The sequence below is a fragment of the Deinococcus sp. LM3 genome, assembly GCF_002017875.1.
In the GTDB taxonomy this organism is placed as follows: Bacteria; Deinococcota; Deinococci; order Deinococcales; family Deinococcaceae; genus Deinococcus.
Genome location: NZ_MUFV01000001.1, coordinates 2690006 through 2701986 on the forward strand (window position 1 = coordinate 2690006; position 11981 = coordinate 2701986).

13 protein-coding genes are annotated in these 11981 nt (G+C 68.8%); 2 read left to right on the plus strand and 11 right to left on the minus strand.

The window, feature by feature from the left end; all coding sequences use genetic code 11:
* Position 1: 1 nt before the first annotated feature.
* On the minus strand, positions 2-745 hold the full coding sequence (locus BXU09_RS12670) for a DUF2071 domain-containing protein (RefSeq protein WP_240501231.1): 744 nt from the start codon (positions 743-745) through the stop codon (positions 2-4).
* A gap of 296 nt (positions 746-1041) precedes the next feature.
* On the opposite strand from BXU09_RS12670, the gene BXU09_RS12675 reads away from it, so the two are divergent.
* A complete protein-coding gene (locus BXU09_RS12675; RefSeq protein ID WP_078303442.1) occupies positions 1042-1500 on the plus strand; it encodes a PA2169 family four-helix-bundle protein in 459 nt (152 codons plus the stop codon).
* A 32-nt stretch (positions 1501-1532) separates the two neighbouring features.
* On the opposite strand, the gene BXU09_RS12680 is transcribed toward BXU09_RS12675, so the two are convergent.
* The 8 genes from BXU09_RS12680 to BXU09_RS12715 form a co-directional block, all read right to left on the minus strand.
* The gene (locus BXU09_RS12680) at positions 1533-2660 is read right to left on the minus strand and encodes a transposase (protein ID WP_078303445.1); all 1128 of its coding nucleotides are present in this window, start codon (positions 2658-2660) and stop codon (positions 1533-1535) included.
* 130 nt (positions 2661-2790) lie between these two features.
* Entirely contained in the window at positions 2791-4647 is a 1857-nt protein-coding gene (locus BXU09_RS12685; RefSeq protein ID WP_078303448.1) for a HAMP domain-containing protein, read from the minus strand.
* A gap of 322 nt (positions 4648-4969) precedes the next feature.
* The gene (locus BXU09_RS12690) at positions 4970-5374 is read right to left on the minus strand and encodes a hypothetical protein (protein WP_078303450.1); all 405 of its coding nucleotides are present in this window, start codon (positions 5372-5374) and stop codon (positions 4970-4972) included.
* Positions 5371-6219 carry a hypothetical protein gene (locus BXU09_RS12695; protein ID WP_078303453.1) on the minus strand — a complete coding sequence of 283 codons (849 nt, stop codon included), beginning with the start codon at positions 6217-6219 and terminating at the stop codon, positions 5371-5373. Before BXU09_RS12695 ends, BXU09_RS12690 begins: the two co-directional genes overlap by 4 nt.
* 349 nt (positions 6220-6568) lie before the next feature.
* Positions 6569-7213 (minus strand): monothiol bacilliredoxin BrxC family protein, encoded by a 645-nt coding sequence (locus BXU09_RS12700; protein ID WP_078303457.1) that lies wholly within the window; start codon positions 7211-7213, stop codon positions 6569-6571.
* 89 nt (positions 7214-7302) lie between these two features.
* Positions 7303-8202 (minus strand): class I SAM-dependent methyltransferase, encoded by a 900-nt coding sequence (locus tag BXU09_RS12705; protein ID WP_078305011.1) that lies wholly within the window; start codon positions 8200-8202, stop codon positions 7303-7305.
* Positions 8203-8276: 74 nt separating this feature from the next.
* Complete coding sequence (locus tag BXU09_RS12710; protein WP_055363415.1) at positions 8277-9200, minus strand: phospho-N-acetylmuramoyl-pentapeptide-transferase; 924 nt, start codon at positions 9198-9200, stop codon at positions 8277-8279.
* A 103-nt stretch (positions 9201-9303) separates the two neighbouring features.
* Positions 9304-9774 (minus strand): hypothetical protein, encoded by a 471-nt coding sequence (locus BXU09_RS12715; RefSeq protein ID WP_055363416.1) that lies wholly within the window; start codon positions 9772-9774, stop codon positions 9304-9306.
* Positions 9775-9941: 167 nt separating this feature from the next.
* On the opposite strand from BXU09_RS12715, the gene BXU09_RS12720 reads away from it, so the two are divergent.
* Positions 9942-10625, plus strand: a complete 684-nt coding sequence (locus BXU09_RS12720; protein ID WP_078303463.1) for a hypothetical protein — start codon at positions 9942-9944, stop codon at positions 10623-10625.
* Between the two features lie 89 nt (positions 10626-10714).
* Here the strand turns inward: BXU09_RS12720 and BXU09_RS12725 are convergent, their stop codons facing one another.
* Both BXU09_RS12725 and BXU09_RS12730 read right to left on the minus strand, forming a co-directional pair.
* Positions 10715-11386, minus strand: a complete 672-nt coding sequence (locus BXU09_RS12725) for a GNAT family protein (protein ID WP_346417574.1) — start codon at positions 11384-11386, stop codon at positions 10715-10717.
* 77 nt (positions 11387-11463) lie between these two features.
* Positions 11464-11904 (minus strand): 23S rRNA (pseudouridine(1915)-N(3))-methyltransferase RlmH, encoded by a 441-nt coding sequence (locus BXU09_RS12730; protein WP_078303466.1) that lies wholly within the window; start codon positions 11902-11904, stop codon positions 11464-11466.
* Between the last annotated feature and the right edge of the window lie 77 nt (positions 11905-11981).

Here is an 11981-nt window from a genome sequence, read left to right on the forward strand (position 1 = left end):
CTCAGCGGACCCGTTCCAGCCAGTGGGCGCGCACGTCCAGTCGTTCGGCGTGCAGGGCGTGCGGCTCGCCGGTCAGGGTCACGCCGAGCGGGTCGGCCAGGGTGTTCACCCGCACCTGCGCCAGGGCGCGGCGCAGCGGCCACGCGCGGTGCTCGATCCGGCCCCGGTACACCCGCCCGGCCCGGTCGGCCGAGAACAGGTTCAGCCGGTCGGTCAGCCACGCCTCCAGAGAATCGGCGGGGACGGTCAGCGGCTCCCCGGTCGGGCGGTACGCCCCGGCGAAGCGGCCCCCGCCCGGCGTGCCCGGCGCGAGCAGTTCGCTGGCGTACCGGGTCACGCCTCCCTGGCGGTCCACCCACATGCGGCTGTGCCGGTACGGCAGGTGGAAGAAGGTGCGGGCCAGCGCCGCCGCGAGTGGCTGCGTCACGTCCAGGCTGTAGAACCACACGCCGGGCTCGCCGTTCACGGTCACGTAGGTCCGCAGGTTCAGTTCCGGGAAGGCGCTCAGGCCCGGCACGTCCGGCACGTGCAGCGGCGCGACGCCGTCCATCCGGAACGGCACCACCCCCAGGTACGCCTGACCGGCGCGGGTGTCCAGCTGCACTCCGCGCGGCAGCGTGCGTTGCAGCGCCTGCGCCGGGACGGCCCAGTGCAGGAAGCACAGGTCATGCCACTCCATCCGCAGGACGGGCGGACGGCCGGCAGCTGGGGGTGTCACGGCAGGGCGGCGGGGCCAGGGGTCCATACGCTCAGCAGACCACGTTCCGGGCCGTTCCCGTGTCCCGCTGCCGGGACAGGGGAGCCTTCATGTGAGTTCCGGCAACCCTGACCCAATGCCGGGTGAACCTGCTCTTGGGACGGCTGTCATGTCCGGCCCGGCCGCAGCCCGTAGGCTGCTGATCGTTGCACTTCCCTCCGGCCGGGCGGCCGATTCTTCCGTCTTCCAGGTCCGGCCGGCGGTTCTTCTCCACCCTTCTCCTCTGCAGTATTCACGGCCCCCCTTTCCTACTTCGCCCCACCGACTTCCCAGGAGGCACCACCATGACCATGAACAACGAAACCGTTCTCGATAAACTCCAGTACCTGCTCGGCACGCTGCGCGACGGCGAGAAGGGCTTTGCCGACGCCGCCGAGCACGCCACTGACCCCCAGCTCAAGACGCTGTTCACGGAACGCAGCGCCCAGCGCACCCGCCTCGCGGCTGAGGTCGAGGCGCACATTGCCCGTCTGGGCGACAAACCCCGCGAGGGCGGCAGCGTCGGCGCGGCCCTGCACCGCACCTGGCTGAACGTCCGCGACGCCCTGACCGGCCGTGACGACTACCAGGTGGTCGCCGAGGCCGAGCGCGGCGAGGACGTCGCCGTCGAGAACTACCAGGACGTGCTGAAGGAAGCCGACCTGCCCGCCGATATCCGCACCTTCGTGGAAGGGCAGTTCGCGCAGGTGAAGGCCAGCCACGACCAGATCCGTGACATGAAGCACGGCATGCAGGCCAGCTGAACATATAGGTTGTTGACTGACATCTTTCAGTTTTAAGCTGCATGCTGGCGAGTGCCGTCCCAGACGGCTAAAATCCGCTCCATTTCTCTTTCCAGCTCAAAAAGCCGCACCCAGCCGACAAATTTCATCCTGACCTGACCAGCCAGTGCACCCCAGTCGGGCCAAGAGGTCTCCTCTTGGCCCGACGCTGTTTGGTCAAGGTGCTCAACATGGCAGAGGAAGAAGCAGGCCACACTCAGGCACAGATAGCGTAAGACGCCCAGTTTGGTCTTCTGCCCGAATTTGCCGAAGGCAAATCGGCTCTTGAGTGTTTTGAACAGCGCTTCAATCTTCCAGCGACGTCGACCGGTCTGCCGGGCCGTCTGAGGCGTCCGTTGCCTGGAGGACACGATGAACCGCTGTTCCCGCTTCTCTCCTTTCTTGGCGGGCAACCAGACCCAGTACAGCCACAACTGGAGGTCAGGCAGGCCAGCAAGCGTGACTGGGCACTGTTGGCGGGTGATGTCTTTCAGACGTTGCCCTTCTATGGTCCTGCGATCCGCTCGCATGCCAATGGTGAAGTCCAGGCCCAGGTTCCGAACACCGTGCATGAAGGCCTGGCTGCTGAACCCTGCATCTGCAAGCAGATGCACGTGTTTGGTGCGTGTGCGCACCTCGGATGGGAGCTGCCGGACGAGCCGGAGCGCCAAGTCCGTCGGTGAAGGCGAGCCTTTCCCGCGCCAGATCTTGAAGCCCCAGGGGAGGCGAAGGTCACCACAGCAGATGTAGAGCATGACGACATGGAGGCCACGAACACTGTTCAGGGTGTGGATCCAGCCATCCAGTTCAGCGAACGCGCCGTCCTTTGAGATGGAGGTCGTGTCAACGATGATCTCGACGAGCGGTGGACGCCCCCGGCGTCCACCGAGGTTGTCCTGGAAGGTTCGCAGGGCATGCTGGCGGATGGTTCGAATGAGGGTACGCAACGACCAGTTCTGGTAGTTGAGGAACCGGCTGATGGCGCCCGGGGACTTGGCGGTGGACGCATGGAAGCGGGATATCCCAAGGGCTTCAAGGAAGCAGCTGAGCACTACCTGCATGTTGTCTCGATGCTGCTTTCGGGGGCAGGCAGTCAACATGTCAGAATAAAGCTGTCCAGCACGGTTGATCTTCTGTTTCACACCCTCATTCTGAGGTCAGAAGCCGTGCTGGACGTCCTTTTCTAAAACTGAAAGATGTCAGTTGACCGTATCTCATAGCTGAACAGCGCCCCCACCCGTAACAGGTGGGGGCGCTGCTGGCGGTACCGGTTCAGCCGCGTTTGCGGCGGCGCAGGCGTTCCATGGCAGAGTCTAGGCTCAGGCGCATGCGTTCCAGGGCCTGGGCGAGGTCGCCGACCTCGTCGTTGCGTTCGGCCTTCACCGGGCGGGACAGGTCCCCCATGCTGATGGCGTCCGCAACCCGCACGAGTTCCTCGATGGGCCGGACGACCAGTCGTGCGGCGCGCAGCGCGAGGTACGCCGCGATGCCCAGCGCTAGCAGCGACACCAGCAGCACCAGCGCCAGCGTGCGCCGCAATGCGGACTCCTGCGCGCCGTTCTCGACACCCACCGCGACGGTGTACAGCACGTCGGCGTTCTCGGCGGCGCGGCCAGTGGTCACCTCGCGGCGCGCGCCGTCCTGCACGACCGTGACCTGCTGCACGATGAAGTTCACGCGGGTCACTTCCTGGTTGGCTACATCGGCCGCCTGCCGTTCCAGGCGTTCGATGTCGTTCTGTGTGCCGCCCATCTCCTTCATCTCGGCGGCCTGCGCCGCGAACACGTCGGCGGGGCGCAGGTCGGCCTTGAACGCCGAGCGGCCGCGGTTTTCCAGGATGAAGTCACTGACCTGCGCGTTCAGCAGGTTGTTCACGGCGGGCGTCTGACTCGTGAAGTACCGCGAGCCGTCCCGCAACTCGACCTGCACGAACCCCACGCTGGAGTTGTTCACGAGTGCGTCCAGCTGCGGCGGGATGCTCTGGTATCCGCGTGTCGGGTCGATGTTGCTGGCGACGGCCACCGCGATCGCCTGCGCGTTGCGCTGCACCAGCGACTGCTGCAGTCCCGGCAGGGTCAGGGCCAGCACGCCCAGCGTCAGCGCGCTGCTCAGGCCCAGCGGCACGAGCGCCCCGACGGCCATGCGGCGGCCCAGGCTGCTGCGCCGCTGCGCGCCCACCTCGTTCAGGTCCGCGACGGGCGTGACCACCACGGAATCCATGGGCCGCAGCTGCACGTCCGGCGCGGCGTCCGGGGTGGCGGCGGCCGGCATGCTGAGCGCCCCGGTAAAGTCACTCCAGACGTCCGCCTGGGCCGGTGCGGCGGGCGCCGCCGCGACGGGGTCCATGATGGCCGCGCTCCCTGCCATGCTGCCGCCTGTCATACCGCTGCCCGCCATGCTGCTGCCCGCCATGCCGGTGCCTGTCACGCTGCCGGTGGCCGCGCCGGACGGCTGACCGAACGGGTCGCTGCCTGCGGCGGGTCCGGCCTTGGCGGTGGGCAGCGGCGCGAACGGGTCGGCGTCCGGGACGACCGGAGTGGGCGGCGCGAAGGCCAGTCCGGGCGTGAATTCGCCCATGTCGAGCACCCCGGTGGCCGGGACGGGCGGGGACTGCCATGCGTTCTGCCAGTCGGCGGTGTCGGCAGCCGGCGCGAGGGGCGCCCCGAACCCCCCGAACGGATCGTCGGCGCGCGGGACCGACGCGGCGCTGTCCTCCGGGAATTTCACTTCCGGCCAGATGGCCGAGGCCCGCAGGTCCGCCATGTCCTGCGACGCGGTCGGCTGCGGGTTGGTGGGCGCCATGAGCGTGTCGTCCGGCGCGGCCGGGAACGCCGGGCTGGGAGTGGCCGGGCGGGCGCTGCCGGGCGCGACGCCCTGGAAGGGTTCGCTGATCAGGCTGGTCTCCTCGCGGACCTCCTCGAGCGAGACGTTCGCCCCGACCGCCTGGAACATGCTGAGCAGTAGCTCGGCGCGGGGACGGCCCGTGGGTTTCATCAGGCGGCCCGAACGGCGCGCGCTGAGCCGCTGGGCCTGCTCGCCGTTCAGACCGAACCGTTCCATCAGCTGGTTTTCCAGGACCTGACGCATGTTGTCGGCGACGGGCTGCCGGATCACGACGGTGTACTTCATGACGGTTCCTTGTTCGTGTTCATCGGGTGGGACCTCCGGCGCGGCGGGGTGAAACGGGCAGTGTGATACGGACTCCGGTCGAAAGGGTTGCAGAACCTTGGCACCCGAGCGGACTCGCAGAGCTCCTTAGAAGAGAGAGCAGAAGAGCGAGCAGGAGAGAAACGGGTTCCGGGCGTGGGGTCGACAGCCCGGCGCCCTGGCGGGTGGAGGGCGAAACAGACGGAATCCGTACGAGCCGGGCCATGCAGCCCCGGGCGTGTCCTGGACCGCGTATCGGGCCGGGAGGCCACCACCGACGGCCAGGAGAGCGGCAGGGACGGGGTCACGTGATCCCCCGGTCACGCAGATTGCGGGCGAACTGCTGGACGCGCTCCGGCGTCAGCTGCCGGGCCAGTCCGGACAGCAGCGCGCTGAGGGTCGCCTGTTCACCCAGTTCGTCCAGGACCTCGTCCACCATCACCTCGGCCATCGGGCCGACGACCGGCATCAGGCACTGGATGACCACGTCGGCCGTCTGGTCCGTGACCTGCTGCTCGCGCTGCGCGGCGCGGTTGATCCACTGAGCGGCGGCGTTCAGGCGTTCGGTCACGTCCGGGACGGTCAGCCCGGCCAGCCGCGCGACCTCCGCGATGTCCCGCACGCCGTCCACGTGATGCATGACCCGCCAGACGGTGTACGGCAGGGGCGTGCTGTCGTTCAGGCCCTCGGGCCACTGCGGGGCGCTCACCGGGCTTCCAGGCCGGCGGCCATCCACTCGGGCCGGTCACGCAGGTCCGTGACGGGCAGGTCGATCAGCCGCTGCCCCAGCCGCGCCAGGGTCGCTTCCAGGGCCGCCACGAGCGCCGGCCGGAACTCGTTGACCGTCACCTCGTCGTCCACGCTCAGAACGCCGCCGCCCAGGTGCACGTCCTGCGCGAAGGGGTCCAGGCAGGGGTGCTGCTCGGCCAGCCGGATGGTCACCTGCCGCCACGTGGCGTCGAGATTCACGGCCCGGTGAATGCGGCCCAGCAGCTCCTGCCAGAAGGCCAGCAGCGCGTCCCGGTTCGCCTCGGTGTTCTGCGAGTACACCTGACAGGTCGCGCCGGCCAGCGGCAACGCGCCGCCCAGCACCCGCCCGGACGACCAGAACGAGCAGTGCGGTCCCGAGATCAGCAGCCCGTGAAAGCGTTCGCGTTCCAGCGCCGGGCGCGGGTCCGGCCACGCACCGGGCAGGGCGCGGGCCTGCGCGGCGCGGGTGGACCACAGCAGGTCACTCAGGCTGGGTGACAGTTCGGTCAGGCTGACGCTGGCGCGCGGCAGTCCCTGCGTGGCGGCCGCCCACCCCAGGCCCTGTCCGGCGCGCGTGAAACCGCCCAGCAGCGTGCCGCGCGTCCAGACGAACCGCGCCCAGCGCGGCCCCTGCCACGCGTCGAAAACGCCGCTGAACTCCTGGGACTGCCGGACGGCGAGGTCGGCGGTCACTTCCGTCCAGGGATAGTGGTCGGTGCTGATGCCGGTGTACACGGCCGCGTCGGCGGGCACGGGAACCGGGTGGTTCAGCGTCAGTGAGGGAAGGGGAGTAGGCTCTGGCATGAAAGTTCCGGTATAGACGTGTCGAGGCTGGCTTCAGGATGAGGGACACCGTTATGGATACCTCATCATGACACCCCTTGTCGTCTTACGTGCCGCTTACATGTGTCGAAAAAGTCACGTTCAGGTCGCTCTCCGGCCCACCTGACCACAGGGCGCCGCCCGCGACCAGGGATGGTCAGCGGGCGGCGCGGGCATCAGCTCATACGGACTCCGTTTGTTTCGTTAACAGATCGGAACACCACCGATCTGCCAACTCCACGCCCGGAATCCGTTTTTCTCCTGCTCGCTCCGCTCGAATTGAACGGCTTTTTAAGCCATTCAATCGGAGTCGGTATCAGTTCGGTTGAATTCAGCCGAGTTCGGTCAGCAGGGCCTGCACGCGGGCCTTGAGGTCGCCGCGCTCCTGCGGGGCTCCCAGCTGGTGCAGGCCACCGTGGTAGGCGTCGGGATCGCCGAACAGACGCGAGAGCAGCTCGAATTCACGCTGGCTGCGCAGGCTGGCGTCGTCACGGAACATGTTCACGTACTGATCCTGGAAGGCCCACTCGCTCAGCTGACCGTCCAGGAAGGCGCGCATCAGGCGGCGGTACGGCTCGGCGTTGTCGTCCGTGGCGACGCTGCCCTCACCCGCGCGCACCGGGACGTGCTGCTCGAACACCGGCGCTAGAGCCTCGGGCGTGATGTCCCAGTTGTTCACCTCGAAACGCGGCTGGCCGTCCTGGAACAGGATCAGCTGCGGGCTGTGGTGCACCAGACCCGTGCGCTGCGCGACATGGTTGCTGGCCGAACGCCAGTCCACCACGCGGATGAAGCCCACGGGCAGCTCGTGGCGTTGCAGGAAGGTTTCGAGCACGCCGAAGCCCTGCATGGTCTTGTGGCAGGTGCCGGCCTTGAACACGGCCGCCAGCGGGTACTCGGTCAGGAACTGATCGACTTCCTCGGGCGTGGTCAGCGGGACAAGCACCTGCGGTTCGTTCTGCGCGGTCTGGGTCATGCCCACAGCATAGCGCCCGCTTTACAAAGCGAAGTGATACCGCTCGCGTTTCCCGGCCCGGTAGGGCGCGCCACCCTGCCTGCCGGGGGTCAGCTCAGGGACCACACGTGCGCTTTCAGGTGGGTCGCGCCGGGGTAGTCCTCGCCGGCCCCCAGGTGCGCCGTGATGCGCCCCGCCCGGCCCGCCTCCTCCAGGCCCGCCCAGGCGAGTCGCTCGAAGGTGCCGGGGGTCACGCCCGCGTGGTTCAGCAGCGCCAGCACCCGCCCGCCCGGCGCGGTCACGCCCGCCGCCAGCGTCATCAGCCGCCCGTAATCCCGCTCGGAACGCCACGTCCCGGCGTTGCTGCGCGCGAAACTGGGCGGGTCCAGGATCACCAGATCGAACTGCGCGCCGCGCCGCGCGAGCCGCGTGAACCACCCGAACACGTCCCCGAACAGGAAGTCGGTGTCCGGGGCGCTCAGGCCGCTCAGGGCGTAGTTCGCCTGTCCCCAGGCCAGCACCTTGCGGGACAGGTCCACGTTCTTCACGACCGGCGCGCCCCCCAGCGCGGCGTTCAGGCCGAACCCGCAGGTGTACGCGAAGGTGTTCAGCACCCGCCCCTCACCGTGCGAGGCGTGTTCGCGCACCCAGGCGCGCGCCGGGCGGGCGTCCGTGAACAGCCCCACGCTCAGGTCGGCGCCGGGCCGGATCAGGAACGGCACGCCGTTCTCCAGCGCCGTGACCTCCGTGCGCGCTTCGCCCCACACGGGTTCCGGGGGGGACAGGTACTCGCGCTCCACGTTCGCCGCGTGCCGCGCCTCGACCGGGCGGCGCTTGAGGTACACGGCCGCCAGCCCCCCCGCGCGGGCGCAGGCGTCGGCCAGCGCGGCCTCCTCGTGCGGCGCGAGCGGCGCGTACAGGCTCAGGATGCCGGCGTCCCCGGCCACGTCCAGCGTGAACAGCCCGCCCGTCTCGGTCTGGTGCGCGGCGCGGTACACGGTCGTGCCCATGGACGGCAGGTACGCCCGCGCCGCGAACAGGCCCGGCAGGGCGCGCAGCGTGCCGCCCAGCGCCCCGTCCAGGGTCAAGGGCGACCGCCCAGAATCCACCACGTGGCGGCCGTGGCGACCGCCGTGACCATCCAGAACCGCATGGTGACGTGCGTTTCCGGCCAGCCGACGTCCGCGTGCTCGAAGTGATGCTGGATGGGCGACATCTTGAACACCCGCTTGCCGCGCGTCTTGAACGACACGACCTGAATCACGACGCTCAGGACCGCCGCGACCGGAATGATCGCCGCGAGCGGCAGCAGCCACACGTCCGCGTACAGCACGTACGCGCCGGCCGCCACCGCGCCGATCGCGTGACTGCCCATGTCGCCCATGAACACCCGCGCCGGGTGCGCGTTGAACCACAGGAACCCCAGCAGCGCCGCCACGAGCAGCGCACTGACCGGCGACAGCGCCAGCAGCGGCAGCAGCACGATGATCGCCACGCCGCTCAGCAGGCCGTCCAGTCCGTCCGTGAAGTTGAAGGCGTTCACGCTGCCGACCATCACCAGCGTCAGCAGGATCACGTCGGCGACCGGCCCCAGGCTGGGCAGCAGTTCATGCGAGGCCAGCGGCGCCGCGAAGTACGCGAACACCAGCGACACCACGAACTGCAACGGGAACTTCTCACGGGCCAGCAGTTCCGTGCGGCCCCGCCCGGTCATACGCGAGCGGATCTTGAGCAGGTCGTCGATTCCGCCGATCACGCCCATCGCCAGCGCCGCGAGCATGATGATCAGCTCGCGCGGCCCGCCGGCATTCCCGGTCAGGTACAGCGGGAAGAACACCAGCGCCGCCGCCAGCACGAACGGCACGCCGCCCGCCGTGGGCGTGCCCTCCTTCACCAGGTGCGTCTGAGGGCCGTCCACGCGCACCTTCTGGCCCCAGCCACGCGCCCGGCTGACCCGCACGAACAGGCCCACCAGGAACCACGAAAGAATCGCCGTGACGACCATCATGGCCGCACCACCCGCACCGCACGCAGAACATTCATCTCAACCGTGGAGCCTACCACGCACCCGGTACGCTCCCGCCCACCCCGGCCGCACACGTCCGCGGCGATCAGTTGGCGAGGTAACGGATGAAGTCGCGCATGTCGTTGGCGCAGGTGGGCGCACCCTGCGCGGCGCTGCTGCCGGTCACGGTCCGCAGGACGCCGCTGTCACTCAGGAACAGCTGGCTGACGCGGTACTTCACGCCCGCCTGCTGGTAGTCGTACGCGGCCAGCACGCCCCAGCTACCGGCGCGGTCCACCGGCTGCGTGACCACGTTGCTGACGCTGCGGCCCAGCGACGACTGGAGTTTCAGCGCGAAGCTGCGCGCCTCGTCCGGCGAGGTGAAGGTCGGGAACGCCTGACCGTGACGCTCCTCGCGCAGCACGCACTCGCCGCGCGCGTCGATCCAGTAGTTCGCGTCGCCGTTCTGGGGGGTCCAGCCGGGCATCGGAACGATCAGCGCCGTGGCGTGGCCGAGGGACAGGGTCAGGACGCTCAGGATCAGGAGCGCGGCAGGGGAGAGGCGGGCGCGGGGCATGATGCCTCCGAGCGTAGCAAACCCATTGTGGCAATCTTGACCAGATTCTCATCAGGCCTCCTGCAAGAGTGCAGGACTACGGTGGGCGAATGCGCCGCGAGTGCTTCCAAGGCATAGTGAAATCGAGGGGTCAACGGCTCCTGCTGGGGCATGACAGCATGTGAGCCATGGATGCCTCCACCAAACAACGCCTCCTGCAGCAGGAATTTGAAGCGTTGCACCCGTGTACTGGGGGCGAACCATGGGCGCCCCCTGAGCTCCTGATCCCTGCATCCCAGGCCCTTAAGTTTCTCCGGCGACTGGCGGAATTGGATATCGCTCTGCTCTATGGCGTCGACCTGCTTGAACTTCAGCCCGACCATTCAGTCCTTGTCAAGGACACCCGGCAGTTTGGGAAAGACCGTGCTCTGGGGCTTACGGAAGCGGCGCGATTCGTTCAAAGTCACCTGGGCACGTCTGAGGCGATGCTGTTCTCGTATGACGTATCGGATGACGTCCCATGGAGCGAAAGGGCTTCCATCCTGCGTGCAAAGCCCAGTCTCCGTGCTCAACTCACATCAGAGAACCAGGTACACGTGACCGTCACGGGCGCCGCCGCCCTTCAAGCAGCGGTGGATCTGGTCTGGCATCACGTCCGACTCGTGCAGGTGAGTGTCGTGCGTGGCGAGACACTGGAACTCACAGGCGATTCAGGCCGTTACGAGCAACTGGAGCAGACGACAGCCTGGATCCGTGACGTGCTGACCGGAATGCCGGATGGGCAGTTCTGCCTGATGGGAACGATGTTGTCATACACGTCTCCACTCCCTGAAGACCAGTGGCTTCTCCCATCCGATCTTTCACGGACGTGACTGTCGCCGGAAGTCTGTTCAGTATCCGCCCGGTGCGCGGCTGGGCGGCTGGGTGACGCGGCTTTCGCGCGGCCGTTCCGGTCGGCCCGTCAGGTCAGGGACCGCACCCGCGCGGTCAGTCCGGCCTTCACCGCCGGCCACTCGCCGGCCAGCACGCTGAACACCACGGAATCCCGCGTGAACCCGTCCGGACGGCGCTGGTAGGCGCGCAGCACGCCCTCCCGCACCGCGCCCAGCCGCGTCATGGCCCGCAGGCTGCGTTCGTTGCGGGCGTCCACCTTGAACTGCACGCGCCCCGCTCCCAGCACCTCGAACGCGCGGGTCATGAGCAGCAGTTTGGATTCCGGGTTCACGGCCGTTCCCTGCGCGGCCGGCAGCAGCATCGTGCCGATCTCGGCCCAGCCGTCGGCGGCGTTCACCTCGCTGAAACTGATGCGGCCCACGGCGGCGCCGGGCCCGTCCGGGCCGTTCAGGTGAACCGCGAAGTTCACGCGGCGCGGCAGGGCGTTCAGCTCGGCCACGTGCGCCGCCCAGCCCGCCACATCCGAGGTGACCGGTCCGCCCCGCGCCAGGAACCGCAGGGTGTCGGGTGTCGCGCCGGCACACAGGTCCGCCGCGTGTTCCTCGCGCAGCGGCCCCAGGGTCACGGCCCGCCCGGACAGCACCGGCGCGCGCAGCCACTCCGCTTCTGGCAATGGCGCTTCCGGCAGCGGCGCGGCGGGAGGCGTCATGGGATCAGGGTCGGCCGGGGGAACGTTCACGCCGCCCATCGTAGCGGCCCCTCCCGCCGCGCTTCCGGGTGCAGGTGCAGACCACTGACCGCGTCCCCGGCGCGCGCTCAGCCCCGGTGGTACGGTTCCCCGGCGCTGATGGTGCTCGCCCGGTACAGCGCCTCGGCCAGCACCACCATCGCCAAGTCGTGCGGCAGGGTCAGCAGGCCCAGGCTCCACAGGGCGTGCGCCGAGGCCCGCAGTTCGTCCGTGTGGCCGTCCGGCCCGCCGATGGCGAAGGCCAGTTCGCCCACGCCTCCGAGCGCCTGCGCGTCCAGGTACGCGCTCAGGGCCTCGCTCGTGAACTGCTGCCCGCGCGGGTCGAGCAGCACCAGCGGCGCCTTCCCGGCCGCGCGGCGCACCGCCTCGCTCTCCAGCGCCTGCGAGCGGCCGTTCACGCGGGTCACCTGCACCTTGTGGTAGCGCCGCAGCCGCTTCTCGTACTCGTCCCAGCCGGCGCGGGCGTAGGCGAGTTTCGGGTCTCCGACGGTGATCAGGTGAAGGCGCACGCCCGCCAGGGTACACCCGCGCCCGGCCGGAATCCGGAGTCCCGCACGGCGCGGCGCGCTCCGGCCCGCTAGACTGT

Bases quoted from the DNA above. Each gene is read 5' to 3' on its own strand.
- BXU09_RS12705 (WP_078305011.1), bottom strand. From the start codon at position 8,202: ATGGGCACGACCGTGTACCGCGCCGCGCACCAGACCGAGACGGGCGGG.
- BXU09_RS12670 (WP_240501231.1), bottom strand. From the start codon at position 745: ATGGACCCCTGGCCCCGCCGCCCTGCCGTGACACCCCCAGCTGCCGGC.
- BXU09_RS12700 (WP_078303457.1), bottom strand. From the start codon at position 7,213: ATGACCCAGACCGCGCAGAACGAACCGCAGGTGCTTGTCCCGCTGACC.
- BXU09_RS12710 (WP_055363415.1), bottom strand. From the start codon at position 9,200: ATGATGGTCGTCACGGCGATTCTTTCGTGGTTCCTGGTGGGCCTGTTC.
- BXU09_RS12685 (WP_078303448.1), bottom strand. From the start codon at position 4,647: ATGAAGTACACCGTCGTGATCCGGCAGCCCGTCGCCGACAACATGCGT.
- BXU09_RS12675 (WP_078303442.1), top strand. From the start codon at position 1,042: ATGACCATGAACAACGAAACCGTTCTCGATAAACTCCAGTACCTGCTC.
- BXU09_RS12715 (WP_055363416.1), bottom strand. From the start codon at position 9,774: ATGCCCCGCGCCCGCCTCTCCCCTGCCGCGCTCCTGATCCTGAGCGTC.
- BXU09_RS12720 (WP_078303463.1), top strand. From the start codon at position 9,942: ATGGATGCCTCCACCAAACAACGCCTCCTGCAGCAGGAATTTGAAGCG.
- BXU09_RS12695 (WP_078303453.1), bottom strand. From the start codon at position 6,219: ATGCCAGAGCCTACTCCCCTTCCCTCACTGACGCTGAACCACCCGGTT.